At 74.7% G+C, this 26392-nt stretch carries 21 protein-coding genes; 8 read left to right on the top strand and 13 right to left on the bottom strand.

What is annotated here, in order from left to right; translation table 11 throughout:
* Positions 1 to 764: 764 nt before the first annotated feature.
* Positions 765 to 2789, bottom strand: a complete 2025-nt coding sequence (locus ACZ60J_RS08010) for a GNAT family N-acetyltransferase (protein WP_469679653.1) — start codon at positions 2787 to 2789, stop codon at positions 765 to 767.
* Positions 2790 to 2903: 114 nt separating this feature from the next.
* Here ACZ60J_RS08010 and ACZ60J_RS08005 point away from each other — a divergent pair, with 114 nt between their 5' ends.
* Complete coding sequence (locus tag ACZ60J_RS08005; protein ID WP_469679652.1) at positions 2904 to 3326, top strand: DUF350 domain-containing protein; 423 nt, start codon at positions 2904 to 2906, stop codon at positions 3324 to 3326.
* A gap of 92 nt (positions 3327 to 3418) precedes the next feature.
* On the opposite strand, the gene ACZ60J_RS08000 is transcribed toward ACZ60J_RS08005, so the two are convergent.
* The 6 genes from ACZ60J_RS08000 to ACZ60J_RS07975 all read right to left on the bottom strand — a co-directional run bounded on the left by ACZ60J_RS08000 (position 3419) and on the right by ACZ60J_RS07975 (position 9483).
* The gene (locus tag ACZ60J_RS08000; RefSeq protein WP_469679650.1) at positions 3419 to 4708 is read right to left on the bottom strand and encodes an acyltransferase family protein; all 1290 of its coding nucleotides are present in this window, start codon (positions 4706 to 4708) and stop codon (positions 3419 to 3421) included.
* Positions 4705 to 5748: an alpha/beta hydrolase gene (locus ACZ60J_RS07995; protein ID WP_469679649.1), complete on the bottom strand. Its 1044-nt coding sequence runs from the start codon at positions 5746 to 5748 to the stop codon at positions 4705 to 4707. The genes ACZ60J_RS08000 and ACZ60J_RS07995 overlap by 4 nt, the downstream gene beginning before the upstream one ends.
* A 170-nt stretch (positions 5749 to 5918) precedes the next feature.
* On the bottom strand, positions 5919 to 6599 hold the full coding sequence (locus tag ACZ60J_RS07990) for a response regulator (RefSeq protein ID WP_469679648.1): 681 nt from the start codon (positions 6597 to 6599) through the stop codon (positions 5919 to 5921).
* Positions 6596 to 7939 carry a sensor histidine kinase gene (locus ACZ60J_RS07985; protein ID WP_469679646.1) on the bottom strand — a complete coding sequence of 448 codons (1344 nt, stop codon included), beginning with the start codon at positions 7937 to 7939 and terminating at the stop codon, positions 6596 to 6598. The genes ACZ60J_RS07990 and ACZ60J_RS07985 overlap by 4 nt, the downstream gene beginning before the upstream one ends.
* Positions 7936 to 8388 (bottom strand): MerR family transcriptional regulator, encoded by a 453-nt coding sequence (locus ACZ60J_RS07980; protein ID WP_469679645.1) that lies wholly within the window; start codon positions 8386 to 8388, stop codon positions 7936 to 7938. Before ACZ60J_RS07980 ends, ACZ60J_RS07985 begins: the two co-directional genes overlap by 4 nt.
* A 60-nt stretch (positions 8389 to 8448) precedes the next feature.
* Positions 8449 to 9483 carry an MDR family NADP-dependent oxidoreductase gene (locus ACZ60J_RS07975; RefSeq protein ID WP_469679643.1) on the bottom strand — a complete coding sequence of 345 codons (1035 nt, stop codon included), beginning with the start codon at positions 9481 to 9483 and terminating at the stop codon, positions 8449 to 8451.
* A gap of 171 nt (positions 9484 to 9654) precedes the next feature.
* Between ACZ60J_RS07975 and ACZ60J_RS07970 the strand changes: the two genes are divergently transcribed.
* Both ACZ60J_RS07970 and ACZ60J_RS07965 read left to right on the top strand, forming a co-directional pair.
* Positions 9655 to 10632 carry an AEC family transporter gene (locus ACZ60J_RS07970; RefSeq protein WP_469679641.1) on the top strand — a complete coding sequence of 326 codons (978 nt, stop codon included), beginning with the start codon at positions 9655 to 9657 and terminating at the stop codon, positions 10630 to 10632.
* 58 nt (positions 10633 to 10690) lie between these two features.
* Positions 10691 to 11083, top strand: a complete 393-nt coding sequence (locus ACZ60J_RS07965; protein WP_469679639.1) for a hypothetical protein — start codon at positions 10691 to 10693, stop codon at positions 11081 to 11083.
* Here the strand turns inward: ACZ60J_RS07965 and ACZ60J_RS07960 are convergent.
* The 4 genes from ACZ60J_RS07960 to ACZ60J_RS07945 all read right to left on the bottom strand — a co-directional run bounded on the left by ACZ60J_RS07960 (position 11037) and on the right by ACZ60J_RS07945 (position 15980).
* Positions 11037 to 11963: a serine protease family protein gene (locus ACZ60J_RS07960; protein WP_469679637.1), complete on the bottom strand. Its 927-nt coding sequence runs from the start codon at positions 11961 to 11963 to the stop codon at positions 11037 to 11039. The genes ACZ60J_RS07965 and ACZ60J_RS07960 overlap by 47 nt on opposite strands.
* Before the next feature lie 101 nt (positions 11964 to 12064).
* Positions 12065 to 13585 (bottom strand): FAD-binding oxidoreductase, encoded by a 1521-nt coding sequence (locus ACZ60J_RS07955; protein WP_469679635.1) that lies wholly within the window; start codon positions 13583 to 13585, stop codon positions 12065 to 12067.
* A gap of 127 nt (positions 13586 to 13712) precedes the next feature.
* The gene (locus ACZ60J_RS07950; protein ID WP_469679633.1) at positions 13713 to 14369 is read right to left on the bottom strand and encodes a class I SAM-dependent methyltransferase; all 657 of its coding nucleotides are present in this window, start codon (positions 14367 to 14369) and stop codon (positions 13713 to 13715) included.
* A 33-nt stretch (positions 14370 to 14402) separates the two neighbouring features.
* Positions 14403 to 15980 carry an IucA/IucC family protein gene (locus tag ACZ60J_RS07945; RefSeq protein ID WP_469679631.1) on the bottom strand — a complete coding sequence of 526 codons (1578 nt, stop codon included), beginning with the start codon at positions 15978 to 15980 and terminating at the stop codon, positions 14403 to 14405.
* Positions 15981 to 16089: 109 nt separating this feature from the next.
* On the opposite strand from ACZ60J_RS07945, the gene ACZ60J_RS07940 reads away from it, so the two are divergent.
* The 3 genes from ACZ60J_RS07940 to ACZ60J_RS07930 all read left to right on the top strand — a co-directional run bounded on the left by ACZ60J_RS07940 (position 16090) and on the right by ACZ60J_RS07930 (position 20400).
* A complete protein-coding gene (locus ACZ60J_RS07940) occupies positions 16090 to 17763 on the top strand; it encodes an IucA/IucC family protein (protein WP_469679629.1) in 1674 nt (557 codons plus the stop codon).
* A gap of 125 nt (positions 17764 to 17888) precedes the next feature.
* Entirely contained in the window at positions 17889 to 18710 is an 822-nt protein-coding gene (locus ACZ60J_RS07935) for a GntR family transcriptional regulator (RefSeq protein WP_469679627.1), read from the top strand.
* Between the two features lie 112 nt (positions 18711 to 18822).
* Positions 18823 to 20400, top strand: a complete 1578-nt coding sequence (locus ACZ60J_RS07930; RefSeq protein WP_469679625.1) for a M12 family metallo-peptidase — start codon at positions 18823 to 18825, stop codon at positions 20398 to 20400.
* Between the two features lie 13 nt (positions 20401 to 20413).
* Here ACZ60J_RS07930 and ACZ60J_RS07925 read toward each other — a convergent pair whose 3' ends face one another.
* Positions 20414 to 21259, bottom strand: coding sequence for a GntR family transcriptional regulator (locus ACZ60J_RS07925; protein WP_250741612.1), 846 nt, complete (start codon positions 21257 to 21259; stop codon positions 20414 to 20416).
* 231 nt (positions 21260 to 21490) lie between these two features.
* Here ACZ60J_RS07925 and ACZ60J_RS07920 point away from each other — a divergent pair, with 231 nt between their 5' ends.
* Together ACZ60J_RS07920 and ACZ60J_RS07915 are read left to right on the top strand one after the other, a co-directional pair.
* Complete coding sequence (locus ACZ60J_RS07920) at positions 21491 to 23074, top strand: beta-N-acetylhexosaminidase (RefSeq protein WP_469679623.1); 1584 nt, start codon at positions 21491 to 21493, stop codon at positions 23072 to 23074.
* A complete protein-coding gene (locus ACZ60J_RS07915) occupies positions 23071 to 24555 on the top strand; it encodes a cellulose binding domain-containing protein (protein ID WP_469679621.1) in 1485 nt (494 codons plus the stop codon). The genes ACZ60J_RS07920 and ACZ60J_RS07915 overlap by 4 nt, the downstream gene beginning before the upstream one ends.
* 95 nt (positions 24556 to 24650) lie before the next feature.
* Here the strand turns inward: ACZ60J_RS07915 and ACZ60J_RS07910 are convergent, their stop codons facing one another.
* The gene (locus ACZ60J_RS07910) at positions 24651 to 26213 is read right to left on the bottom strand and encodes a S8 family peptidase (RefSeq protein ID WP_469679619.1); all 1563 of its coding nucleotides are present in this window, start codon (positions 26211 to 26213) and stop codon (positions 24651 to 24653) included.
* Positions 26214 to 26392 lie beyond the last annotated feature (179 nt).

Below are 26392 nucleotides of genomic sequence, written 5' to 3'. Positions count from 1 at the left end.
CGCAGCCACGAAGCGGTCGGCTCCGCACTCCTGGCCGAGGTCAAGGGCGCCGGTACGGGCGTGAACGCGCGGCCGGTGCTCGTCGCCTTCCTCGCCCCGGCCGCGGAGAACGACACCTGGCCCCCGGGCTCCGACCTCCCCGACAGCGGGGAGCTCCGCCGCCACCTGGCGGGCAGGCTCCCGGGGGCCGTGATGCCGGGCGCCGTGTTCCGGCTGCGCAGGATCCCCCGGGACAGGGCCGGCCGCGAGCAGCGGGAGGCGCTCCCGCTGCCGCCGGGTCGCGCCGGGGACGAAGCGGGAGGCGGCGGGGGCGGGCGTGGAACCGGGAGCAAGTACGTGCGGGCGTCCACGGGGGCCGGCGTCCCGGGGTGGGCGGGGTTCGGCTTCCTCGCCGTGCTCGGCCTGCTTCTGCTGGGCGGCCTCCTCCTGATCCTCGCCAAGGTTCTCTGGCCCGGCTCCACGGACCTCTACGGCGTCCCGAATCCCTACGCGACGCTCTTCTTCGTCCTGTACCTGGTCGAGTCCTGGGCGTTCGCCGCCGGTGTGGGGTTCCTGTTCGTCGGGCGTTCCCTGATGCGCCGCCACGGGCGCCGCGGCCCCGGCATCACGGCGGCCGCCCATCTGGCGATCGTCTACCTGCTGGCCGCCTGGTGGCCGCAGGACAACTTCTACCGGCTCGCGGCCAAGCAGGACTGGCCCCAACAGGCCGCGCTCGTCTACGCCTTCAACATCCCGCTGATGGTCTGTGCCGGGATCGTGGCGGTCTACGCCTCCCGTCCGCCGCTCAGCGTCTTCGACGAGGACCGGGACCCGGCGACGGTGGCCGCATCCGCATCCGCATCCGCATCCGCATCGGCACCGGTTCCGCGGCAGGCGTCGGGCTCGGGCTCGGGGCCGGCTTCGGGCTCGGGCTCGGCGTCGGCCCGGGACAGTGCCCGGACCGTCGATCCGGCCGGCTGAGCCCCGTCGGCCTGCTCGAACATCGCCCCGACGGACATCGCCTCCGCCCGCACCAACCGCTCGGCCGCGTCCAGCATTTCCCTGCCGGTCGCGGCCACCAGGGCGCCCATCCAGGGCGCCGGCTCGAAGGCTCCGGTGGGGATGGCGGGGAGGAACACTGCGCCCATCGCGGCGCATCGGCGGGACAGCCGCTCGCACAGTTCGCCGAAGGCCGCCTCCGGCAGCCGGGCTCCCAGCTCCACCCGGTCGGCGATCCGTACGAAATGCCCCGCGCCCCGCAGCTCGTCGAGCCGGGCCGCCACCACGAAGGCGACGGACGGCCCGGTCAGGCGCAGGTTCGTCTCCGTCGGGGCGAGCCGGCCCGCCCCGTCGGCGACGAAGTCCACGTCGAACCAGCCCCGGTAGCCCGCCGCCGACAGCTCCGTGCCCACCGCCCGGCCGAAGGCCAGCAGGGGTTCCTGCGCCCATCCGGGGACCACCCCCGGCCCCACCGTGGCCCCGCGGTACCCGCCGTCCGCCACGTCCATCACCGCCCCGCCGACCTCGTGGACCCGGCCCCCCGCGTCCACGAACCCGTCGTACGTGAGGTCCCGCGGTTCGGCCGGATCCGCCGGACCGCGTACGTACTCCTCCACCAGCAGCGGTCCGCGCGGCAGCGCGCGGACCACCGCCCGGGCCCCGCCCGCGGCACGGACCCGCTCGGGGGTCAGCACCGTGGTGCCCGATCCGCCGACCCCGTGCTCCGATTTGAGAACGGTGCTCTTCCCCGCCCTGGTCCGGGACGCCAGCAGCCGGACCGCGGCCCACCGGGTGTCCGCCCGCCACTGGGCCGGCAGCGTGATCGAGGGGTGCCCGCCCTCCGAGAGGATCCGCCCGAACAGGCTGTGCGCCGCCGACTTCGACTCGTACCGCAGCTCCTCCGGCCGCCAGGACCGCCGGGCCAGGCCCGCGAAGGGTGCGGTCAGGCCCCACGGTACGAGGGGCGCCCCGGTCCCGGTCAGCCGCGCGGCCAGCGCCGGCCGGGCCCGTACGGCCTGCGACAGGCCCGGATCCCGCTCCGCGAGCCCGTCGTACACCTCCACCCCGGCGGGCCAGTCCAGTTGGCGCCCGAGCAGGGAGATCCAGCCAGGCGGCACCGGGCGCGGCAGCACCAGCGCGGCAGGCCGCGGACTGTAGAAGGCGGCCAGGCAGGCGTAGTGGTGGGCGGCCCGCTGCTCCCGGTCGAGGGAGGCGTCCGCGAACTGTGCGTTGTACTCGGCGACATTGCCCACGTGCACGGCCGCCCTGCCGCCCGTCCAGGCCCGCGCCCAGCCGGCCAGGGCCACGGGCGCCACCTCGAACCGCACCAGTCGGCCGGTGGCGTCCGGATCAGGCCCCGGCCCCTCCGCCCCCGGCTGCGGGTGCGAGGCCACCGCCCCCATCGCCCGGTAGAAGCCGGCGGCGTGCGGATCGGCGTCGATGAGGAGCCGGCGGAAGCCCAGTCCGGCGGCACGCCGCAGCACGTCCCGGTACAGCAGGCGGCCCACACCCCCGCCGATGGCGGCCGGTTCGACGAAGAGCAGTCCCAGCCGCCCGATCGGCGGCTCCCCTTCCAGGGAGGCGAGCCCGAGCACGACCGCCGGGCCGCCGCCGGAACGGGAGCCGGCCGCCCCGTCGGCGCCCTCGGCGACCACGATCCGCCGCCGCACCTCGTCCCCGTCCCGGACGAGCAACTCCGGGGCGACCGCGGCGAGGAACTGCGCCCCGTACCCCCAGTGGGCCTTGGACCGCATGACCAGCGCCGTCAGCTCCGCGGCCTCCCCGGCCCGCGCGGCCCTGAGCTCTGCCATTTCCTGACCTCCCCATGGTCGGGTGCCATGCCGTGCGATAGATTCGGCCACCGCGCCGACAGGCACGCGACGTACTTCCTACCCCACCTACCCCACCCCGGAGACGGCTTCCCAATGAGCGACATCATCAACGGACTTGGCCGCACCACCGCATTCGGCGGCGTCGGCCTGGTGCTGCTCATCCTCGGCATCGTCCTGGTGGACGTGCTGACCCCCGGCAAGCTGCCGAAGCAGATCTGGGAAGAGCGCAACCGCAACGCCTCCGTGCTGCTGTCCTCGGCGCTGCTCGGCATCGGCGGCATCGTCTTCACCTCGATCTGGACCACGTACGACAGCTTCGGCAAGGGCCTGCTCTCCACGGCCGCGTTCGGCCTGCTCGGCCTCGTCCTGATGGCCGTGGCCTTCCTGGTGCTGGACCTGGTGACCCCGGGCAAGCTCGGCGCCATCGTGGTCGACCCCGAGCCGCACCCCGCGGTGTGGGTGACGGCCTCCTGCAACCTCGCGGTCGCCGCGATCGTCGCCGCCTCCATCGCCTGAGGCGCGCCGACGCCCGCACCGCGATCGCACGAGAGCGCCGCTCCCCTCGGGGAGCGGCGCTCTCGTTTCGTACGGCTGCTCCGGCCGCGCGCCTACGCCAACCCGAGCGCGAACACCGCGAACCCGGCCGCCAGCAGACCCGCGACGGTCCGGCGCACTGCCGTGGCCCGCGTCAGGCCCGTCGCAGGCCGCTCGAACCGGCGCGCGTACCGGGCGATGCCCAGCAGCAGCGCCGCGAACACCGGCATCCACGCCAGCCGCGCCACGATCCACCCGACACTGTCCGGGGCCGTCGTCAGCCCGGCCAGCCCGCCCGCGAAGGACCCGGGCACCGCGGCCGCCAGCATCGCCGTCTGGTGCCAGCACAGGATCGTCATGGCGGACAGGTTGATCACGACCACCGGCGCCCACAGCACCGGCCGGGCCAGCAGCCGCGCCAGCCGGTCCCGCACCAGGATCGCGGCCCCCGACTGGGCGGCGGCCAGGGCCAGGACGAGCAGCGACGGCGGATGCGAGTTGGTCCGGGCCTCACCCGGCACGCCGACCATCGAGGCCGGGTAGTGGAAGACCGTCAGCAGGGCCGCGAACAGCACGCTCCCGCCCGCCAGCAGCAGCCATCCACCGCGCCGCCCGATGCGGCCCTCGCCCCAGGCCACGCCCAGCTGGTACGCGAACAGCCAGCCCGGCAGGATGTTCACCAGCGCCACCCACCCGGGCACCGAGTCCGCGAAGGGCCCGTAGCGCAGGAAGTCCACCACGGCGACCGAGGCGAGCAGCGGGGCCGCCGCCCAGCCGCCCAGCCGGTGTGCTGCACGCACGCAGTACGGGGTCAGCGCGGTGACCACCACGTACACCCCGACGAACCACAGCGGCTGGATCACCAGCTTCGCCCCGGTCCGCAGGGTGGCCTCGGGCACCCCGGCCGCGTACAGCACGGGCACGGCCAGCGCCCACACCGCCGTGACCCCGAGCACCGGCCGGCCCAGCCGGACGATCCGGCCCTTCAGCCAGGCCCCGGCCGAGCCGGTGCGCCGCCGGAAGGAGAGCGCCGAGGCGTAGCCGCCGACCAGGAAGAAGACGCCGAGCATCTGCAGCACCCAACTGGCCGGGGCCAGACCGCCGAAGGCGGTGAGGGGGCTGGCGTTGTGCAGGGCCCCGTCGGAGTCGAGGGTGAACCCGCCGAGCAGCCAGTGCCCGGTCGGCACGGCCAGCAGGGCCAGTGCCCGCAGTCCGTCGATCGCCCGGTCCCGGTGGGCGGGGGTCTTCGCGTCGATCCGGCCGGCGGCCGCCCGCACCCTGGTGAGGACGCCGGGCGCGCGGGCCGGCCCGGTCCGCGGCCCGCTGTTCTGCCCGGTCTCCGGCCCGGTGTCCATCGTGGTCATCGGCCCGCTCCCGTCGCGATCGCGGCGAAGGCCTTCAGGGACCGGGTGCCGGGGGTGAAGTAGCCGGTGTGGCCCGCCACGTCGGCGGCGTCGATCCGGCGGGCGCCGAAGGCCGCCGAGGTGGGATCGGCTCCGTGGCCGAGCCCCGCGAACTCCACGTTGGGCACGTCGGAGATCCAGTCGGAGGGCCCGCGCGCCGCCCAGACCCGGGCCTCGGTGCGCAGCCCCGCGACGCTGTCGGCCCGCATGCCGGGGGAGCCGAAGGCGACGATGTCGGTGGCGTGCGTGTGCCGGGCCGCCAGCCCGCAGACCACCGAGCCGTAGCTGTGGCAGAACAGCACCGGGTCGGGCGCGCCGACCGCCTCGAGCCCCTCGGTGAACCGGGCGAGCCGGACCGCGCCCGCCTCCGCGAGCCGCCCGCGGGCCGTGTCCAGCCCCACGCCGACGGGCGTGGTGTAGCCGGTCCACGCGATGACGGCGGCCGTCTCCCCGGTCGCGGACCGCAGGGAACGGGCCATGCCCGCCGGGCCGGTGTACGCCGCCCGCGGGCGGTCGTAGGTGGTGGCGTCGTTGTCCGAGCCCGGGACGATCACCGATACGTGCGCGGACCGCTCCAGGTCACCGAACACCTCGGCGACGGTGCCCCGCCCTCGCGGGTCGAAGGCCAGGATCTGCCGGCCGGGCGCGGCCAGGGAGGCGAAGCGCGGCTCGCCGCTCGCCCGTACGGCCAGCCGGTTGGCCTCGTACCGCAGGGGGAGCGGAGCCCCGTCCAGATTCCCCGCCACGAGCGGGTGGGCCCGTACGAGATCCCGTGCCCGGGCCGCGTCCAGACCGGCGAAGAACCGCGCGACCTCGGCCGGCGTCGCCTTCGCCGGATCCGGCAGCGGCCGCCCGGACACCGAGTCGGCCCGCCAGGCAGCGGTGCCCGGCAGCGGGCCGGAGACCACCGCCTGGGCGTCCGCGGAGGCCCATCCCGCGGTCCCGGCGACGACCGCCGCCGCCAGTGCGGCCGTGACCAGTGTCCTTGCGAAGCGGCGCATGCCCCTTCTCCTCTCCTCGTGACGAGGAGGAAGGTAGGAAGGAGGCGTCGCACCGGGCGTCGCACCGTGGAGCCAAGTCGGATGTCATACCCCGGTAGGGGGTGGAGGAGGCCGGCCCTGCTGTGGGCGCCGCTGCAGGAGCCCGGCGGAGCACGTCCGCGGGAGGCGGATCAGCCGCCGTCGCCCGGCCGCACCAGCCCCGCCTCGTAGGCGAAGATCACGGCCTGCGCCCGGTCCCGCAGGTCCAGCTTGCCCAGCACCCGCCCGATGTGCGTCTTGACCGTCTGCTCGGCCACCACCAGGTGGCCGGCGATCTCCTGGTTCGACAGCCCGCGCGCGATCAGCTCCAGCACCTCGGTCTCGCGCGGCGTCAGCCCGTTCAGCCGCAGTGCGGGATCGCGGCGCGGCACGGGCCGCCGCTCGACGAAGTCGGCGATCAGACGCCGGGTCACCGACGGAGCCAGCAGCGCCTCGCCCGAGGCGACCACCCGCACCGCGGCGATCAGATCGGCCGGCGGGGCGTCCTTGAGCAGGAAGCCGGAGGCCCCCGCCCGCAGGGCCTCGTAGACGTAGTCGTCGATGTCGAAGGTGGTCAGCATCAGCACCTTCGGCCGGTGCACCACCCCCGGCGGGGGATCGAGGAGCTCGCGGGCGGCGCTGAGCCCGTCCATCTCCGGCATCCGGACGTCCATCAGCACCACGTCGGGGTGGACGGTCCGGGAGACCTCGATCCCCTGGCGTCCGTCGGGCGCCTCGCCCACCACGTCGATGTCGGCCTGCGCCGACAACAGCGCGGCGAAACCGGCCCGCACCATGGCCTGGTCGTCGACGATGATCACGCGGATGGTCAACTTGGTTCCTCGGGGGCGGTGTTGATGGGCATGCGGGCGGCGACCCGGAAGCCGCCGTCGGGCAGCGGGCCGGTGTCCAGCGTCCCGCCCGTCAACCGTACGCGCTCCCGCATCCCCACCAGCCCGTGCCCGGTGCCCGAGGTCTCCAGCGCCACCACCGCGTCCCGCGCCGGGCCGTTGACCACCAGCACGAGGAGCTCCTCCTCGTCGAAGGTCACCGAGATGCGCGTCGCAGCCCCCGGCGCGTGCCGCACCACATTGGCCAGCGCCTCCTGGACGATCCGGTACGCCGACAGGTCCACGGCCGGCGGCGCCGCCCCGGCCGCGCCCTTGGCCAGCGCCAGCTCCACCGGCTGCCCGGCCCGTACGGTCGCCTCCACCAGCTGCTGCAACCGGTCGAGCCCCGGCTGCGGGGTCCGGTCGGCGCCGTTCGCCTCGTCGCCGCGCAGCACCGTCAGCAGCCGCCGCATCTCGCCCAGCGATTCGCGCGCGCTCGACGCGATGGCGGCGAACTCCTCGCGCACCGGATCCGCCAACCCGGGGAGCCGGTACGGCGCCGAATCCGCCTGCACCGTGATCACCGACATGTGGTGGGCCACCACGTCGTGCAACTCCCGCGCGATGCGGGCACGTTCCTCCAGCAGGGTGCGCCGGGCGCGCTCGGCCTCGCTGATCCCCTCCTGCTCGGCGATCTTCTGGCGCGCGTCGCCCAGCCCGCGCAGGGCTCCCGTCAGCGCGAGCACCACCCCGGCCAGGACGAACAGCAGGGCGACCGTGTTGGTCACCCCGTCCGGTGTGAAGGCGCTCAGCAGCGCCCCGGTCACCCCGGTCGCCAGCCACACCCCGACCAGGGTCCGGATGGACTCGCGCAGCCCCAGGCAGGCCATCAGCACCAGGTAGCCGATGATCACCATCGGGGTCCAGGGCCAGGCGTGCCCGGCCACCCCGTCGGCCTGGGTCAGTACGGCGGCCCCCACCGTGTCGGCGGCCAGCACCAGGCCCCACGCGGCGCGCGGCCGGGTCACCGCGAGCAGCAGCGGCAGGGTCTGGGCCACGCCCAGCGCCCCGGCCCAGCCGCCGCCCGCCTTGTAGTCGTTGGTCAGCACCGCGATCGTCACCGGCAGCAGCGCCATCACGCACACGGCGGTCACCGCGTACGGCAGCATCCGCTGCCAGGCTTCGGGCGCCTGCGCGAGCAGGGGCTCGGCCGCCCGAGCGGGCGTACGCAACGCCACCGCGAACTCCCCCCGCCGGGCGGGCCCGCCTGCGGCGGCTGCGGACCGGGACCCGGACCGGGCTCGGAAGGGGGATCGCCATCGGGATCGGGCTCGCTCACTCATGATCGGTCCAGCCTATGCGCCCCCGGCCCGCCCCGGCCGCGGCCGCCGCCCGTGGGCCGCCCGGGCCGCTCCGGTGCCGCCGTCGGAGGGGCCGCGGACCCGGGCAGGCCCGCGCGGCGGGCCAGGGCCTCGCGCAGGCGGGTGAGCCGCTCGATCTCCGCGTCGAGCACGGAGAGCCGGTGTCCGACCACCCCGCCGGCGGAACCGCAGCTCGGCGGCGGGTCCGCCGCGAGCAGATGGAGCCGGTCGGCCACGCCGCGCAGGTCCTCGACGGTGAACCCGTGGGCCAGCAGATCGCGGATGATCCGGATCCTGGCCACGTCCCCGGGACCGTACTCCCGCTGCCCGGAGGGGCTGCGGCCCTGCGGGGCGAGCAGTCCGCGCTGCTCGTAGAACCGCAGCGCCCTCGGCGTCGTGCCCGCCGCCGCCGCGGCGTCACCGATCCGCATCCCGTGCCACCCCCGTGTCCTCGCACCACCGCGCCGCCACCGACGGCCCGGCAACCCGGACTACTCCGGCAACTCCACCACCACGGCGCCGAAGTGCGACCCTCCTGCCAACTCACGCAACGCCTGCGGGGCGCGATCGATGCCCGGGATCCGCACATGGGGGAAGCGGATCTCGCCGGAACGCAGCCACGCCCCGAAACGCCCGTTCCATTCCTCCGGCACCTCCGGATGCTCCGACCCGAGGTACCCGCGCACCGAGACGCCCCTGACGACCAGCCGGAACGAGTCGACCTCCACCGGGGCGACGCCGCCGGCCCGTCCCGGTGCCAACTGGTCCGAGACCGCGCCGACCAGGGCGAACCGGGCGCCGTGCCGGGCGGCGCCGAGGGCCGCGGACAGCTGCTCGCCGCCCACCGTGTCCACGAGTACGTCGATCCCCTCGGGCGCCGCCCCGGCGAGCTGCTCCGCGAAGGGCCGCCCGGTGCCCCGCAGGAGGACCGCGTCGTAGCCCAGCTCCGCCACCAGCCGCTCGGCCTTCTCCGGAGAGCCGGTGGTGCCGATCACCCGGCCCGCGCCCAGCAGCCGCGCCGTCTGGCCGGCGAGCGTCCCGACCGCACCGGCCGCTCCGGTGACCAGGACGGTGTCCCCGGGCCGCACCCCGGCGAGCCGGGTCAGTGCGCCGTACGGGGCCGAGCCCTGGGCGAGGTACGCCACCGGGTCGGGCAGGGTGTCGTCCAGTGGGGTGCAGTCGGCGGCGTCCACGAGGGCGTACTCCCGCCAGCCGAGCAGGTGCGTGACGAGCGTGCCCGGCCGCAGCGGGCTGCCGGCAGGAGCGGCCACCACCTCGCCGACGGCCGGCCCGAACAGCGTGTCACCGGCGTGCAGCGGGGGCAGGGGCAGCCCCTCGACCGCGTCGCCGATCAGGGTGACCAGTCCGGGGAACACCAGGAAGTGCCGGTTGCGGACGAGCACCCGGCCCGGACCGGGCTCCGGCACCGGTACCTCGACGACGGCGAAGTCCCCCTGCTCGGGCAGTCCTTCGGGACGGGCGGCGAGCCGGATCTCGCGTGCGGTACGGGGTAGTTCCGTGGCCATCGGGGCTCCTCGGCAGGGCGCGGCCGGCGACGGCCCCGACGGCCGCCACCGGGCCGGGGCGGGTGGATGCGCCGAAGCTAAACCCTGACCCGCACGTCAGGGGCAAGTCCGCCCCGGCCGCCGCAGTCGCTGGGTGGGGAGCGGGCCCGGCATAGACTGCGCCCGGCACGGATGATCGGGAACGGCGGGGAGCGGGTAGGCATGGGCGGGGCTGCCGCGCTGGAGAAACTGATACCGGTCGCGCTGGCCTTCGGCGCCGGAGTGCTCCTCGCGCGCCGCAAGGTGGTCCCAGCCGAGGCCTCCAAGGCCTTCGCCGACTACGCCTTCCTCTTCGCGGTCCCCTGCTACCTGTTCGGCAACATCTACGCCGCGGACCTCTCCGCCCTCTTCGACTGGCGGGCCATCGGCGGGTACGCGGCCGCCGCCGCCCTCGCGGTCGTGGCCGTTGCGGCCGCCTCCGCGGCGGCCGGACTGCGCGACCCGCGGGCCGTGGCGCTGCGCGTGATGGCCGGGGTCCAGGTCAACACCGCCTACTTCGCCGTCCCCGTCTTCATCACCTTCTTCGGTACGGCGGCGCCGATCTTCCCGGTGCTGCTCTTCCAGGTCTGCGTGCTGTCGCTCGTCGTCATCGCGATCATGGAACTGGGCCGGGCCGGCCCCGGCTCGGGCGGCCCTGCACGACGCCTGTCCCGCGCCGTCAGCGCCTCGCTCGTCACCCCGCTGGTCCTCGCCTGCAACGCCGGGATCCTGCTCAACCTGCTCTCCGTGCACGTCCCGGAGGTGATCCTCGACGGGGCCGCCTTCGTCGGGGACAGCGCCTCCCCGGTGGCCCTCTTCGCCCTCGGACTGCACCTCGGCGGCATCGGCCTCGACGTCCGGGGCACCACCCGCGAGGAGTTGGCGCTCATCGGCTTCAAGTGCGTGGCGTTCCCGCTGCTGGCGTGGGCGGTGTGCGGGGCGCTGTTCGGGGTCCGGGGCGAGTGGCTCACGTACCTCGTGCTGATCGCGGCGATGCCGACGCCCCAGAACCTGTTCATCTTCGCCCAGCGCTACGACGTGGGCGTGAACCTCTCCGCCGCCGTCGTGATCAAGAGTTCCCTGGTCTCCCTCCTGCTGCTGCCGCTCTGGTTGCAGGCGGTCTCCATGTGACGGCGCCGCGACCGCGGCGGCCTCCGTTCCCCGGGCGGGCTCCGCTCGTTGAGCGGGTATGGAGCTTCCGTCGATCGCGGCGCCCGGCGTCGGTGAACAGGCCGACGCCGTGGCCGATGCCGCCTGCCACCTCTACGACGCCCTCGCGCCGTGGGGCGCCGCCGCTCCCGGAGGGTGGAGCCGGGGCGCCGCCGAGGACGCCGCCGAGGCCATCGAGACGGCCGCGCACGCCCTCGCGTACGCCCATCCGCGTGCCGAGGTCATCCTCGGACCCGTGCACACGGCCCTCGCGGACCTGCGCCGGCAGCTGGGCCTCGCGCCCGCCGAAGCGCTGACCGCGGAGGGGCTGCCGGCGACCCCGCGCACGGTGGGCAACCCGCGCCGCACCCGCCGGGTGCGGGTGCTCACGCCACCCGCGCCCCGGCGAGAGCCGTCTCGTACAACTTCCTGACGTCCGCGCCGAAGTAGGAGCTGTAGGAGGTGTCGGGGGTGTCCCCGCCCGTCTTCCAGCCGCCGATCACCCCGATCACGTCGCCCGTCTCGGTCCGCTCGTCGAAGCCGGTCAGGAACGGTCCGCCGCTGGTGCCGCCCGGATAGCCGGTGCAGTCGATCCGCAGGAAGGAGCCGGGGATCCCCGGATCGGTGCTGGTGAACTTGGTCGTCCGGTTCACGCACAGCCGGGGCCGGGCGGCCGAGGCCGGATAGCCGATCAGCGAGACCTGCTTGTGCGCGTACGGGGCGCCGGTGACCAGCCGGTTCCCGCCGACCACGTCCTCCACGGGGTAGCCGTCGGCGTCCGGGCCGACCTGGGCGAAGGCCACGTCGAGGGCGGCGCCCTTGTCGGCGCCGAGCTCCCGGTAGCGCGGGTCGATCCACACCTTGGAGCGGCCGGCCGCGTCGCGCAGGACCGGGAACATCCCGTACGGCTGCGGGTTCTGGGCCGTGTACTGCGGTACGAAGGCCACCTGGCGGGCGTCCGTCCCCAGCAGGCAGTGCGCCGCGCTGAGCACCAGGTCGCGGCCGGGGGAGGCGACCACGCTCGCGGTGCAGAAGTACGCTCCGCCGCCCTTCATGACGAACATCCGGCCGACCACCGGGATGCCGTCGAAGTCGCGGCCGGTCCCGTCCACCGCCGCCGGGGCGCCGCCGCGGCTGATCGGCACCGCGGACGCCATCCGGTCGGGGGTCCAGAAGGACTCCGCCTCCCGGGCCGACCACCGGTCGGTCGCCGGGGCCTTGGCCGGGGCGGTGCCGGCTTCGGCCTCGGGCTGGGGCCCGCCGGGCAGCAGCAGGGCGGCCGTGACCGCCGCCACCGTCAACGTACGTCGCATGTCCGTCTCCTTCTTCGGGGATGGGCAGGGAGGGCGAAGGGCTGAGAGCTGGGGAGTAGGGGAGTAGGGGAGTCTGGGCCGGGGGCCGTACGGCTCGGCGGCTACACGGCCTGGGGGAAGCGGAACAGCCGGTCCGGGTCGTAGCGGCGCCGGACCTCTTCGAGGCGGGCCAGGTTCGGCCCGTAGTAGGCCTCGCGCCAGCCGGTCAGTTTCGGGTCGGCGTAGTTCTGGTACGCGGCTCCGCCCGCCCAGGGCCGCAGGTCCTGCCAGAGCCCGTCCAGCCAGACCTGGTGCCGGCCGACGTCGGCGGCCGGAGCCGCGGCGGGCCAGTAGGCGAGGTACTGGGCGAGGAACCCGGCCGAGCGGTGGGCGAAGGCGGTGGCGCGCGCCGGGATCCGGTTGAGGGCCCCGCCGCAGACCCCGTCGAACTGCACCACGCCGAACCCGCCGCGCGGCACGCTCCCGGCGTAGCGCCGCAGGGCGGCCAGCGCCGCGGCTGCGGCCGCCTCGGTGAGCCCGCCCGGGGCCCAGAAGTCGGACCGGGCGGCGTAGGAGTCGCGGCCGAGCCGCCCCTGGGGATCGTGTCCCGGCAGGCTGCCCGGGAGGCGGCATGCGGCGGGGCTCCGGTCGAGGCAGCCCGCCATCGCCCGCACGGTGTCCCCGTAGCCGCGTACGACGGTCCAGCTCTCCCGGGGCGGACCGCCCACCAGGTCGGACAGCCGGGTCAGCTGCCGCTCCAGTTCCGCGCGACCGCCGTCCAGGCAGAGCACCCGCACGGCCGGGGCGCCGACCGGGCCGCCGTCGACGGTGAACTCCACCTGGCTCCAGAACGGATCGGGCAGCGCCTCCAGCCAGCGCTGCCAGCCGCGCAGGACGGCGGGGGAGCCGGCGGCGGACCAGCGCAGCTCCGCGAAGGCGCAGTCGGAGACCGGGTGGGTGCGCAGGCGGAACCCGGTGACCACCCCGAAGTTGCCGCCCCCGCCGCCGCGCAGGGCCCAGAACAGGTCGGGTTCGCGGTCGGCGGCGACCTCGCGGACCGTCCCGTCGGGGGTCACCAGGGTCACCCCCGTGAGCCGGTCGGAGGTGGCGCCCCAGGCGCGGGAGGACAGGCCCAGCCCGCCGCCGAGGGTGAGACCGGCGATGCCGACGGAGGGACACAGCCCCGTCGGGACGGCCAGGCCCCGCGCGGCGAGGACGGCGTTGACCTCCCCGAGCCGGGCGCCCGCGCCGATCCGGACACCGGTCCCGGACTCCGCGGCCACCTCCGCCATGGCGCCCGTGTCGATGACGAGTCCGGCTTCGCGGGTGGACCAGCCCGCGTAGCCGTGGCCGCCGCCGCGCGGCACGACGGGGACGGCCGAGCGCCGGGCGAAGTCCAGACAGGCGGCCACGTCCCCGGGGTGCGCGGGGTAGGCCACCGCGCCCGGCCGGACCGCGTCGTAGCGGGGCTGGAACAGCTGCCGGGCCTCGTCGTAGTCCCGGTCGCCCGCCGTCACCACCCGGCCGTCGAGGCTCCGGGCCAGCGCCCCGTAGTCCGCGTCCGCGCGGCGGGCCGTCGCGCCGATCGAGGCCAGGACGCCCGTGGCGGCTCCCGCGAGGACCTGGCGGCGGTGGAGGGTCATCCCTCCTTCCTGCCACCGCCTTGCCCGTTCGGCGCGAAGGCGGGCCCACGGGGGCCGGCCTGCCCCCCGAACGGCCCATGCCCGGGCCGGACTCCGGCCCCTCCCGCCCGGTCGCGCTCCGGCCGGGTCAGCCCGCCCGGCGGGCCAGCAGGAAGCCCTGCGGGGACTTCTCCGCGGCGTCCGGTTCCCGGACCAGGCGGGCCGTCTCGGCCAGGCCCGCTCCGGCGAGCAGTTCGCTGATCAGCTCGGGCGGGGTCCAGTACACGTCGAGGTCGACCGGATGCCCGTACGCGTGTTCCAGCCGGAGCTTCCGGTCGCCGGCCTTGAACGCGATGAGCAGGTACCCGCCCGGAGCCAGCACCCGGGCGAACTCGGCGAACAGCGCGGGAAGCCCGGAGGGCGGGGTGTGCACGGTGGAGTACCAGGCCAGCACCCCGCCGAGGACCCCGTCGGCGATGTCCAGCGCGGCCATCGAGCCGACCTCGAACCGCAGCCCCGGATACGTCCGGCGGGCCACCGCCACCATCGCGGGGGACAGGTCGACTCCGAAGGCCCGTACCCCCAGGCCGTCCAGGTGCGCCGTCACCCGGCCCGGGCCGCAGCCCAGGTCGGCGACCGCCCGGCCGGAGCCGGGCCCGTCCCCGCGCACGTGCTCCGCGAAGGCGGCCAGCATGGCCCGGTCCAGCGGTTTGCCCTCCAGCTCCCCGGTCAGCAGCGCGGCGTAGTCGGCGGCGACGGCGTCGTAGGACGACCGGACGGAGTTCAGGTGCGAAGTCGATGCCATGCCCACGGACAGTAGCCCGACCGCGCCCCGAACTCAGCCCCCGGTCAGCGGATTGTCCAGCTCCGCCCACTGATCGCCCGGCACGCCCGGGCTCAGCCGCATCAGCGTCAGCGCCTTCGTCGGCAGCGGCCCCGTCAGCAGCGCCCGGGTGTCCTCGGTGGACGGCAGCCCGGGCGCGGCCGCCGCCAGGTCCGCCGCGAGCGCGGCGGCCGAACCGGCCGTGGAGCCGAGCGCCCCCGCCACCAGCGACCCGAAGAGCTTGCGGCGCAGCAGGGCCACGTCGTCGGTGATCAGCCGCCCCGACAGGGCCGGCGCCGCCAGGCCGTGCCGGGCGAGGCGGGCCGGGCTGATCCGGATGTCGGCGAGGTCGCGGTACACGAGCCGCCGCGGGGTGCCGTCGGAGTCCAGGACGACCAGCAGGTTCTGGCCGTGGGCCTCCAGGGCCACCCCGAGGTCCAGGACGCGCAGGCACACCGACAGGGCGAGGCGGGCGAAACCGGCCCGCCAGGCGTCGGAGCGCGCGTACGGGGTCAGCGCCAGGGCGGCCACGGGCAGGACGCGCTCGCCCGCGCCCCGGTCCGCGTACGCCTCGGGCGGTTCGCGGAGCACGGCGGCCAGGTCCGGGGTGCCGGCGGTGACGGCGCCCAGGGTGCGGGTGATGTGCAGGCGGCCGTCGAGCCGCTCCGACAGGCTCCGGGCGAAGGCGGAGACCACGGCGGCCGTCTCGATGGAGTAGACGGAGATGTCCCGCACGGAGGAGGTGAGGCGGGTGCTGAGGGCGGTCTTGACGTGCGGGCCGCCGTCCGCCGTCGACAGGGTGCGCAGGGCCATCAACGGGTGCGCGGCGGGCCCGGGCCGCACCTCGGGCCCGTTCTCCTGCTTCACCACGTGCTCGGCCTGCCAGGGATGGACCGGTACGAGGAGTCTCCCGCCCTCCCGCCACGGGTCCGGCCACTCCCCGGTCACCCGGCACTCCGAGGCCCGTACGGCGGCCAGCCCGAGGGAGACCACGGGCCGGTGCTCGGGTGCGTACGCGAGCTGCTCGGCCACCGTGAAACCGGGCCGGGAGCGGCAGTTGGGGTGGTACGGATGGCCGTCCACCACCCGCTGTTCCCACTCCCAGGCGGTGAGGTCCCCGGCGGCGGGGTCCCCGGCGTCCGGGCCGGCCGGCTGACCGGCGCGGGACAGGGCGAGGGAGGCCGTGCTCTCGTCGAGCTCGGCGGCGAACTCCTCCCCGTACGGCAGTCCGAGCGCCGCCACCAGCAGGGAGGCCCGTCGGTAGGGCCGGCCGTCGAGCAGCAGCTCCGTCACGGGGGGCGCGCTCGCGCGGGCCGCGGAGAAGGTCGTCGCGTACGGGTCGGGGAGGGGGCCCTCCAGCCGGGAGCCCGAGGCGAGCCGGAGCGCGAGCCCACCGGAACCCCGCTCCCGGTGGGTGACGTACGGCAGCGGCTCGAAGGCGAACGCCCGCCACAGCCGGGTGAGCACGGCGGCGCGCGCGCCGGGGAGGGCGGCGGCGTACGCGGACCCGGCCGGTGCGGCGGGGCCGGTTTCGGACAGCCCGGCCAGTTCGGCGGCTACGGCCTCTTCGGCCGCGGTGGCGGGGAGGTGCATGCTGGGATCCAGGGCCCCGGTCCTCTCGGATGACGTGATGATCACTTCATCATCGCGGATACTGAAGATCACGGCCGGTGGTACGCCCCGCGCACCTCCGGCGCTCCGGATGGACCGAATGGAATCCGTGGACCTCAACACCACCGACAACGCCGCCGACACCTATGCTGCGGCCCCGCTCCTGAACTGCCTCCTGAGGGAGGCCGCCGAACCGCTCCCGCTCGCGGGGGCCGCCGGATCCGCCGGAGCGGGGAGGGCCGGGGGAGCCGGGGGAGTCGCAGGTTCCGCGGGGGACCGCTGGTGCACGTACCGGCTGTCGGGCAGCGGGCGGCTGCTGCGGGTCCGGGCCGGGCGCAGGCCCGCGCGGCCCGAGGTGGGGACCGGGGCCGGCTGGCATCCGCTGTCCCACACCGAGCTGGTCAAACTCGTCTCCGACGAGCTGCGCCAGTACACCGGAGTGTCCAACGACGAGCTCCCGGTCGAGATCGCCGACAGCCGCGAGACCATCGCCGCGCTGCTCGCCGCCCGCGCGGCCACGCCGCCGCCGGCGGACGCGTACGTCCGCTCCGAGCAGTCCCTGGTCATGGGGCACCCCCACCACCCGGCCCCCAAGGCCCGGGGCGGCGGGCCGGCCAACGGCTGGCTGCCGTACGCCCCCGAGGCGTACGCCCGCTTTCCGCTGGCCTTCCTGGCCGTGCGCGAGGACCAGGTGGCCGAGGAGGGCGGGCCGGCCGCGGCGGCCGCCGTCGACTCGCTCGCGGAGGCGCTGGGCGGCCCCCGCCCGCCGGCCGGCTACCGGCTGCTGCCCGCCCACCCCTGGCAGCTCGACCTCGTCGCGGGCAGGCCCGCCGTCCGCGAAGCCCTCGCGGACGGGAGGCTGCTGTCCCTGGGCACCGGGAGGGTGCCGGTCTGGCCGACCGCCTCGATCCGGACCCTGTACGTTCCCGGCGGCGCGGGGACTGGGCCGTGGGCGGGGCCGGGGGCGGGGGACGGAGCGGCCGGGGACCTGTTCGTGAAGTTCAGCCTCGACGTGCGGATCACCAACGACGTGCGCCGGCTGTGGCGGCACGACCTGCTGAAACTGCGCCGCACGGACGCGGCGGTCGAGGCGGGCTTCGCGGAACTGCGCCGGTCCGGGTCGGTCGCGGCCTGGCTGCCCGACCGGGGCTACCGGACGGCGGCCTTCGCCTTCGAGGAGCTCGCCGTACTCGTCCGTGACGGCCTCGCGGCGCACGCGGAGCCCGGCATCACCCCCTTGCTGGCGGCCGCGCTGGCGGAGGGGTTCCCGGGCAGCCCGCTGGCGGAAGCGGCCGACCCCGCCGCGTGGTGGCGGGCGTACCTGCGCCAGGTGGTGCCGCCCGTGCTGCACCTCTTCGCCCGGCACGGCGTGGTCCTCGAAGCGCACCTGCAGAACACCCTGGTCGGCGTCGACGCCCAGGGCATGCCCGCGCAGGCCCTCTTCCGGGACGCGGAGGGCGTCAAACTCCTTCCGGACCTGGACCGGGACGCCGCCTGGCAGCGCCTCGTCTACTGCCTGGTGGTCAACCACCTGACCGAGGTGGCGGGCGCGCTCGCGGAGAGCCACCCGGAGGCGGCCGGAGAGCTGTGGCCCGCCGCCCGCGCGGAGTTCCTGCGCTACGACGCCGTCCACGGCCTGCCCGAGGTCGCTGCGCTGCTGGCCGCCCCGAGCCTCCCGGCCAAGACCAATCTGCTGCTGCGCTGGACCCGCGCGGACGGTGCCGACTCCCGCTACCTGCCGCTTCCCAACCCGCTGCGGCCCTGAGGGAACATGCGGTTCCGGCCAATCGGGGTCCGGATACCGGATCCCCCCTCCTCGACAGGTATAGACCAATGCTACGTTGGTCGAGCAGACCGCGCAGTCCTTGACCTCCCGTCAGAGGAGAAGCCATGCCCTCCCCTTCGCGGGGCGGCGGCCCGGCCGCCATGCCCAAGTACCAGCGGATCGCCGCAGCGTTGCGGCGCGAGCTCGACCTCACCGCACTGACCCCCGGCGCCAAACTGCCCTCCGAACGCAGCCTCGCGGCCCGCTACGAGGTCAACCGGCAGACCATCCGGGCCGCCCTCCAGCACCTGAGGGAGGACGGCCTCGTCGTCACCGGGCGCCGTGGCACCCGGCCGGCGTTCCCGGCGCCGCCGCAGCGTCGCCCGGCGGTGTCCCCGGCCGGCCGCCCGGTACCGGGCCCGGCCTCCGGGCCGGTGGCCGAGGCCGCCCCCGAACCGGCGGCCGCGCCGACGCCCCCGGGGGTCCGGGCCCAGGCGTGGCTGACCCTCGTCACCCTGGCCCCGGCGCTCGCCGAGCAGCTCGGCATGCGCGGCGGGGAGCAGACCCTGGTGCACCACCACCGCGAGAGCGGCCCGACGGGCCAGACCCGGCGGCACGCGGTGACGTACCTGTGCCCCCGCACCGTCGGACGGACCCCCGAGCTGTCCCGCTACCGGGACCGCCTGGTCGCGGGCGTCCGGGACGTGGACCTGGGTCCCCTGCACCACTGGCTGGAGGGGGCCGCGCGGGCCGGCCGGGTCGCCGAGACCATCACCATGACCCGGACCAACTCGCCCCAGGCCGCCGCGGCCGGCGGGCTCACCGTGCGCCGCACCCTGCACGACGCCTCCGGGCGGCTGCTCGCCGTGACCGATCTCGCGTTCCCCACCTGGGACCGGCTGACCTTCGACCGGTCCCCGGCCGCCATCGGCTTCCGCGTGACGTAGCAGGCGCGGCCGGGGACCGTCGGGGTGAGGCCGGGCGGGGTGGCCGGGTGACGCGGTGGCGGGAGCGGGTGTCGGCGTGGACGGGCCGGTGCGGGCGTGCGTTCGTACGGCCATGATCATCTCTCGTCTCGGGCTGGCCACCGGGCTGCTCGCCGCCCTCTCCGCCACCGCACTCGGCCTGCCGCCCGCCCTGGCCGCCGCGCCCGCACACCCGGCGGCCGAGCCCCCGCCGCCCGGCCACGTGCTGCGCAGCCGCACCATCGACCTCGACCTGGCCGACTACCGCTGGCTGTGCACGGACCAGCCCTTCGGCACGCCGCGCAGGCACACCTTCAGGCCGTTCTCCGACACCTCCCTCGAGGTGGTGGAGTCCGGCGTGGAGCGGGACCCCGCCGGAGGCGCCGTCAAGTGGAGCGGTGAGGTCGTCAGGGTCGACGGGCACCCCGTCGAGTCCGGGGTGCACCGCCGGGTGGTGCTGTCGACCACCGGAGTGTGCGACCCCGGAGCCACCCCGGACAACGTGGGCGTGGACGCCCTCTTCGACCTGGGCGCGACGGCGTACCGCATCGCGCAGCCCCGCAACGAACCGGGCCGGCTGCTGATCACGCAGGAGGACCCCGACCTCCACGTCAAGCCCCCGCAGGACGACGCGGACCCGCAGTACGAGAACCCCGACCCCGCGGTCATCGCCGAGGCGCGCAGGCAGCTGATGACCCGCGCCGCGTCCGCGGAGCCGGTCGTCATCGACATGGTCGTCGGCTACACCCCGCGCGCCGAATGGGGCATGGGCGGGGAGGAGGCGATGCTCGCCCGGATCGCCTTCGCCGAGACGAGCATCAACCACGCCTTCGCCGACAGCAACATCAGGGCGAGCGTGGACATCGTGGCCACCTACAAGGCGAACTACCACGCCCCGGCCGACCAGGAGACCGCGCCGGTCGTCCACGGCCTGCTCTCCAACCCGAGGGAGCCCCGGCTGGGTGCCCCGGCCGCCGCGCTGCGCGAGCAGTACGGCGCCGATCTGGTCTCCCTGATGATCGAGGTCCCGAACGGAACGAGCAGCGGGCAGGGCAACCTCCCGCAGCCGCCGAGCGAGAAGACCGACGACCAGGCGTACTCGGTCGTCGACTACCGGACCGTGGCGCTCTGGTACAACTTCGGCCACGAGGTGGGCCACAACCTCGGGCTGTGGCACGACCGCGCCACCCTGGACGAGCAGTTCGGCGGCGCAGACTACCGCCCCTACCTCACCACCCCCTACAGCACCGGCTACATCACCCCCGACCGCCGCTTCCACACGCTGATGGCCTACTCCTCGGCCTGCGGCGGACCCTGCACGGCCGTCAACCAGTACTCGAACACCGAGAACACCTGGGACGGCCAGCCGCTCGGCGACGCCTACAACAACAACGCGGCCGTCGCCCGGCTGACCACCCCGATCGTCGCCGGCTACCGCGCCCCCGCGCAGCCCCGCCCGCGCCACGCACTGACCCTGGGCGAGGGGCTGCGCCCCGACACCTGGGGCCCGTACCGGCCGGGGACCTCGATCAAGGTGACCGCCACCCCGCCGCGTGGGTACCGGATCGCGGCGTGGGAGCTGGACGGGCGGCGCTACGAGATCACCGCGAACCAGGTCAACGTCACGATGGACCGGGCCCACGACCTGAAGGCGCTGTTCGTCCGCGCCTAGTGCCACCTTCGGATCACGTGCTCGTGTGCACGTCCCCGGTTGTGGTGGAGGTGATGACCGCCCGGCGGCCGAGGTCGCCCGGCGGGATCCCCGGGTGGTGGCCTCCCGGGCGGCCCGCTCCCGGGGACACTCCGAGGGCCAGGCGGGAGACGATCCGGTAGCGGTCGCCCCGGTACACGGAGTGCACGTACTCCACGGGCCGGCCGGTGGAGTCGGTGGTGAGCCGCTCGATGAGCAGGGCGGGGGAGAGCAGCGGAACGTCGAGCAGGCCGGCCTCCCCCTCGTTGACCACCGTCGGCTCGATGGACTGCTGCGCCTCGTGGACGTACACGCCGTGGTGGTCGCGCAGGTGCTCGTAGAGGTCCCCGGCCTCCAGTTCCGCCGGGGTCAGGGCCGGCACCAGGTCGGCCGGGATGTGCAGGTGCTCGATGGCCATCGGAGCCCCGTCCACCAGGCGCAGCCGGGCGATGTAGAGCAGGCTCGCGCCGGGGGAGATGCGCAGGCGGCGGCCGATCCGGGCGCCCGCCTGGACGGTGGAGTGCTCCAGGATCCGGCTGGACCAGTGGCCGGCCGCCTGCCGCATCGCGAAGGCGGCCTCGTCGGCGGCCAGTTCCTGGGTGATCTTGGCGGGCGCGACGAACATCCCGCGGCCGTGCTCGCGTACGAGCAGCCCCGTGGCCACGAGCTCGTCCACCGCCGCGCGCAGGGTCGGGCGGGAGACCTCCAGGGTGGCGCACAGGGTGCGTTCGGAGGGGATGGCGTCGCCGGGTCGCCGGATGTCGATGAGCCCCAGCAGGTGCTCGCGGACCCGTTCGCGCTTGAGTACGGATCCCGACGAGTCGGTTGCGTCCTTCGTCATGGCCCGCCCCCATTTCTCTCTGCTGATCTGTCCAACTGGTCATGTGCATCTAACCACTCGGAGGAGGGGGCGCGCGAGGAGTCCGTTGAAATTTTTCGGCCCGTGCGGGGTTGACGGCGTGCGTGGGCCGTGTCACCTTCTAGCCACTCAGCTAACCAATTGGTCAGATGGTCAACTCCAGTACTCGTCGAACGAGTTGACGCAGCGACTAAGTGAGGAACTCCCGAGACCGTGACCGATCCCGCCGCCGCTCCCCTCCACCCCGACCTCGCGCTCGTTCCGCGCCCCGACTCGGTCACCGCCCTGCCCGGCCGCTTCGCCCTGGACCACCGCACCGGACTGCGTGCCGGTCCCGGCGCCGGAGCGGCGGCCGACCTGCTGCGCGAACTGCTCGCCCCCACCACCGGGTTGCCCCTGCCCCCGGACCCCGACGGACGGATCACCCTGCTCCTGACCCCAGGGAACCCGTCCCCCGGCGCAGAGCCCCTCGGCGCCGAGGGGTACGCCCTCACCGTCGGCCCCGACTCCGTCCTGCTCCGCGCCGACCGCCCCGAGGGACTGCTCCACGGCGTGCAGACCCTGCGCCAACTGCTGCCGCCCGAGGCGCTGGCCACCGGGGGCACGCAGCCCCGTACACCCGCCGCCGGCTGGTCGATGCCCTGCGTACGGATCATCGACCGGCCGCGGTTCGCCTGGCGCGGGGCCCTGCTGGACGTGGCCCGCCACTTCCAGCCCGTGGCCTACGTACGCCGCTTCGTGGACCTGCTCGCACTGCACAAGCTGAACGTCCTGCACCTCCACCTCACCGACGACCAGGGCTGGCGGATGCCGGTCGCGGCCTACCCCCGGCTCACCGAGACCGGCGGCCGCCGCGCCGAGACCGCGGGGGACGGGATCCCGCACGAGGGCGCCTACACCCGCGCGGAACTGGCCGGGCTCGTCGCCTACGCGGCCCGGCGCGGGGTCAGCATCGTCCCCGAGATCGAGATGCCCGGCCACGCCCGCGCCGCCCTCGCCGCCTACCCCGAACTCGGCAACCGGCCCGGCGCCCGGCTGGACACCTGGACCCGATGGGGCGTCTGCGAGAACGTCTTCGGGGTCCACGACGCCGTCCTCGACTTCTTCCGGAGCGTGCTGGACGAGGTCGCGGACGTGTTCCCCGGGCCCTACGTGCACCTCGGCGGCGACGAATGCCCCCGCACGGAATGGGAGGCCTCCCCGGCCGCCCGGGCCCGGATCGCCGCCGAGGGGCTGGCCGGCCCGGGAGCCCTCCACGGCTGGTTCCTCGGCGAGGTCGCGGCGCACCTGGCCGGGCTCGGCCGCCGCCCGCTCGGCTGGACCGGGACCGGCACGGACCTGCCCGCCTCCTTCACGGCCCTGGCCTGGCTCGACGCCGACCACGGGCGGGCCGCCGCCCTGCGCGGCCACGACGTGATCATGACCCCCTACCGCTCCACCTACCTCGACTACCCGCAGTCCACCGACCCCGGCGAACCGCGCGGCCAGGACGGCGGCGTGCTCGACCTGCGCGGCGTCTACGACAACGACCCGGCCCCCGCGCACTGGGAACCCGAGGCCGTACGCCGGGTCCTCGGCACCCAGGCGCAGCTGTGGACCGAGTACGCGAGCACCCCGGCCGAGCTCGAATACCTGGCCTTCCCGCGGCTGTGCGCCCTGGCCGACACCGCCTGGTCGGCGCACCGCGACTGGCCGGACTTCCTGCGCCGCCAAGGCCACCACCAGACCCGGCTCGCCGCCCTCGGCGTGCGCGGCCGATCCCTTCCCTCCCCCCACCCCGAGAGGAACGCAGCATGAACACCCCGAGCCACAGCCCGAGCCACGCCCCGACGCACACCCCGGCCCGCAAGCGCCGTACGGCCGTGGCCCTGGCCATCGCCCTGACCGCCGGTCTCGGCTCGGCCGCACTGACGGCCCTGCCGGCCAACGCCGCGGCCGACTCCGTCAAGGTCCAGTACCGCACCAGCGCGACCGGGGCCACCGCCGACCAGGCGGAGCCCTGGTTCAAGGTGGTCAACAACGGCTCGAGCACCGTCGCGCTGAACCAGGTCACCTTCCGCTACTACTTCAAGGCGGACGGTCCGAACACCCAGTACCGCTTCGCCTGTTCCTGGGCGGTCAAGGGCTGCGCCAACATCACCGGCACCTTCGGCACCCTGGCCACCCCGACGGCCACCGCCGACCGCTACCTGGAGATCTCCTTCACCGGCGGCGCCGGCAGCCTCGCCCCGGGAGCCGACACCGGCGACATGCAGCTGCGCTTCTACCGCGCCGACTGGCAGACGCTGCGCCAGTCCGACGACTACTCCTTCGACGCGTCCCGCACGGCGTACGCCGACTGGGACAAGGTGACCGCCAAGCTGGGCACCGGCACCGTCTGGGGCACCGCGCCGGGAGGCAACACCCCCGACCCGACGCCGACTCCGACCGACCCCACCCCCACGCCCACCCCGACCGACCCGGGACCGTCCGGAGCCACCCTCTTCGACGATTTCACCTACACCTCCTCCACCGACCCGGCGATAGGGGCCCACGGCTGGAGCGTGCGCTCCAACGCGGGCGGCCCCGGGGTCCCGGGCGCCACCTGGGCCCCCGAGAACGTCACCTTCGCGGCCGAGGGCGGCAACACGATCATGAACCTGGAGACCTCGACGGCCGGCACCGGCGAGAGCACCAAGCACACCGAGATCCTCACCAAGACGATGAAGTTCAAGAACGGCACGTACGCGGCACGCGTGAAGTTCTCCGACGCCCCGAAGTACGGTCCGGACGGGGACCACCTCGTGCAGACCTTCTTCCCCATCAACGACCTCAAGGCCCCGCTGGCCGACGACTACTCGGAGTACGACTTCGAGTACCTGCCCAACGGCGGCTGGGGCGAGCCCTCGAACATCCTCTACACCACCTCGTGGGAGACGTACCAGGCCGACCCGTGGGTGGCCGTCAACCAGCACACCGAGTCGCGGCAGAGCTACGCCGGCTGGCACGACCTGGTGCTCACCATCGACAACAACGCCATCACCTACTACATCGACGGCCAGCTCTTCGGCACGCACGACGCCAAGTACCTGCCCGAGCGGGGCATGTCGATCAACTTCAACCAGTGGCTGATCGACCTGAACGGGCAGCCGGGCTCGACCCCGCGGGCCTACGACCAGAAGGTCGACTACGTCCTGCACGTCAAGGACCAGGTGCTCACCCCGGCCCAGGTCGCCGCCAAGGTCGCCGGCTACCGCACCGCGGGCACGGCCTTCGTGGACACCGTCCCCAACGGCTGATCGGGCCACCGCGAAAGGCGGCGCGCTCCGGGGCCGTCAGCCCCGGAGCGCGCCGCCCCTCGCCTACCCGAGCGCCGTTCGCAAGCGCAGCCCGTTCAGAAGCGCAGCGCCCAGCCGTCCAGGTAACCGGTGTTCCCGGAGAAGGCGTCGAACACCCTCAGCTTCCACACCCCGTTGGCCGTCTCGGACGAGGCGTTCACCCCGTACAGGCCGGTGAGGTTGGTCTCGCCCCAGTCGGTGTACTCGTCCTTGATGGGGTACACCGACCCGTCGGGCGCGATCAGGTCGATCCGCACGGTCCCGGAGTCCGGGTGCTTGACGTACACCTCCACGTCCAACTGGGCCGGAGCCTTGCCCGGTACCCCGCTGACCGTGATCGGGGCCTGGATGGTCTTGAGGTCCCCGACGTTGTAGTTCGTTCCGTTGGCGAAGCGCTTGCCGGCCACCTTGTTCGGCACGTTCCCCATGTAGAGGGAGAGCACCGGGGAGCCCTTGCCGGGCGAGAGCACGGCGCCCGTGGTGGCCTTGGCCTTCAGGTAGTACGCCACCTGGGCCGGGGTGTAGGTCGGATGGAGCGCCAGGTACACCGCCGCCGCGCCCGCCACGTGCGGGCTGGCCATCGAGGTGCCCGACATCACGGTGCTCCAGTCGTTGCTCCAGTAGGCCGCCGAGGTGATCGAGTCGCCCGGGGCGAACAGGTCCACCAGCGGACCGTAGTTGGAGTACGTGGAGCGCGCGTCGTGGACGCTCGTCGCCCCGACCGTCAGTGCCTGGGAGACCCGGGCCGGCGAGTGCGTGGAGGCGTCCTTGTTCTGGTTGCCGGCGGCCACCGCGTAGGTGATCCCGGAGGCGATGGAGTTGCGGACGGCCGTGTCCAGCACGGTGTCCGCGTCCCCGCCCAGGCTCATGTTCGCGACGGCCGGCTTCACGGCGTTCTTGGTGACCCAGTCGATCCCGGCGACCACCTGCGCCGTGGTGCCCTCGCCGTTCCAGTCCAGGACGCGGACGGCCACCACCTTCGCGTTCTTGGCCACGCCGAAGGTCTTGCCCGCGACCGTCCCGGCCACGTGCGTACCGTGCCCGTGCAGGTCGTCGGCCACGAAGTCGTTGTCGATGGCGTCGTAGCCGTACCGGGCACGCCCGCCGAAGTCCTGGTGGTCGATGTTGACCCCGGTGTCGATGACGTAGGCGGTCACGCCCAGCCCGGCCGAGGTCGCGTAGGTGAAGGAGTCGTTCAGCGGCAGCCTGCGCTGGTCGATCCGGTCCAGGCCCCAGGACGGCGGGGTCGGCTGGGTGGCGTCCAGGCGCAGCTTCCGGTTCTGCGCCACCGTGGCCACCGCCGGATCGGCGGCGAGCCGCCGTGCCTGGCGTTCCGTCATCTTGACGGAGAACCCGTTGACGGCCGATTCGTACGTCCGGCCGACCGTGCCGCCGAACCGTTCGACCACCGCCCGGCCCTGTTCCGTACGGGACTGCGCGCGCGCCGGGTCCAGCAGGACGAGGTAGCTGTCGCCGACGGCTCCGGGCGCCCCGGCGTACAGGACCTCACCCTCCGGCGGCGAGGCGGCCGAGGCGCCGGTGTCCACCCCGAGAGCGAGTGCCGAGGCAAGTGCGAACACGGCTCCGTACCGCCGCAGTAAACGCGATCGCATGATCATGAAATCAGACCCCCCTGAGTCGTCCGCTCAGAGTGCTGCGTTCACAAGCTCCGCACAAGAGGCCCGCGGGAGCGCCCGCACAAAGGCCCGCGCGGTCGGCATCGGGCCCTACGGACTGGGGCCCTTCTCCTCTTAGCGCCATCCGTTTACAGAACGGAATCTTTATGCGAGACCCCCGC

The organism is Streptomyces sp. NPDC104226 (assembly GCF_055584085.1).
This window is presented reverse-complemented; position numbering and strand designations above follow the sequence as displayed.

Excerpts from the sequence above, each read along its gene's own strand:
- ACZ60J_RS07930 (WP_469679625.1), top strand. The coding sequence starts at position 18,823 with ATGATCATCTCTCGTCTCGGGCTGGCCACCGGGCTGCTCGCCGCCCTC.
- ACZ60J_RS07985 (WP_469679646.1), bottom strand. The coding sequence starts at position 7,939 with ATGAGTGAGCGAGCCCGATCCCGATGGCGATCCCCCTTCCGAGCCCGG.
- ACZ60J_RS07965 (WP_469679639.1), top strand. The coding sequence starts at position 10,691 with ATGGAGCTTCCGTCGATCGCGGCGCCCGGCGTCGGTGAACAGGCCGAC.
- ACZ60J_RS07980 (WP_469679645.1), bottom strand. The coding sequence starts at position 8,388 with ATGCGGATCGGTGACGCCGCGGCGGCGGCGGGCACGACGCCGAGGGCG.
- ACZ60J_RS07915 (WP_469679621.1), top strand. The coding sequence starts at position 23,071 with ATGAACACCCCGAGCCACAGCCCGAGCCACGCCCCGACGCACACCCCG.
- ACZ60J_RS07975 (WP_469679643.1), bottom strand. The coding sequence starts at position 9,483 with ATGGCCACGGAACTACCCCGTACCGCACGCGAGATCCGGCTCGCCGCC.
- ACZ60J_RS07960 (WP_469679637.1), bottom strand. The coding sequence starts at position 11,963 with ATGCGACGTACGTTGACGGTGGCGGCGGTCACGGCCGCCCTGCTGCTG.
- ACZ60J_RS07910 (WP_469679619.1), bottom strand. The coding sequence starts at position 26,213 with ATGATCATGCGATCGCGTTTACTGCGGCGGTACGGAGCCGTGTTCGCA.
- ACZ60J_RS07925 (WP_250741612.1), bottom strand. The coding sequence starts at position 21,259 with ATGACGAAGGACGCAACCGACTCGTCGGGATCCGTACTCAAGCGCGAA.
- ACZ60J_RS07945 (WP_469679631.1), bottom strand. The coding sequence starts at position 15,980 with ATGCACCTCCCCGCCACCGCGGCCGAAGAGGCCGTAGCCGCCGAACTG.
- ACZ60J_RS07970 (WP_469679641.1), top strand. The coding sequence starts at position 9,655 with ATGATCGGGAACGGCGGGGAGCGGGTAGGCATGGGCGGGGCTGCCGCG.
- ACZ60J_RS08010 (WP_469679653.1), bottom strand. The coding sequence starts at position 2,789 with ATGGCAGAGCTCAGGGCCGCGCGGGCCGGGGAGGCCGCGGAGCTGACG.
- ACZ60J_RS07995 (WP_469679649.1), bottom strand. The coding sequence starts at position 5,748 with ATGCGCCGCTTCGCAAGGACACTGGTCACGGCCGCACTGGCGGCGGCG.
- ACZ60J_RS08000 (WP_469679650.1), bottom strand. The coding sequence starts at position 4,708 with ATGACCACGATGGACACCGGGCCGGAGACCGGGCAGAACAGCGGGCCG.
- ACZ60J_RS07950 (WP_469679633.1), bottom strand. The coding sequence starts at position 14,369 with ATGGCATCGACTTCGCACCTGAACTCCGTCCGGTCGTCCTACGACGCC.
- ACZ60J_RS08005 (WP_469679652.1), top strand. The coding sequence starts at position 2,904 with ATGAGCGACATCATCAACGGACTTGGCCGCACCACCGCATTCGGCGGC.
- ACZ60J_RS07940 (WP_469679629.1), top strand. The coding sequence starts at position 16,090 with ATGGACCGAATGGAATCCGTGGACCTCAACACCACCGACAACGCCGCC.
- ACZ60J_RS07955 (WP_469679635.1), bottom strand. The coding sequence starts at position 13,585 with ATGACCCTCCACCGCCGCCAGGTCCTCGCGGGAGCCGCCACGGGCGTC.
- ACZ60J_RS07935 (WP_469679627.1), top strand. The coding sequence starts at position 17,889 with ATGCCCTCCCCTTCGCGGGGCGGCGGCCCGGCCGCCATGCCCAAGTAC.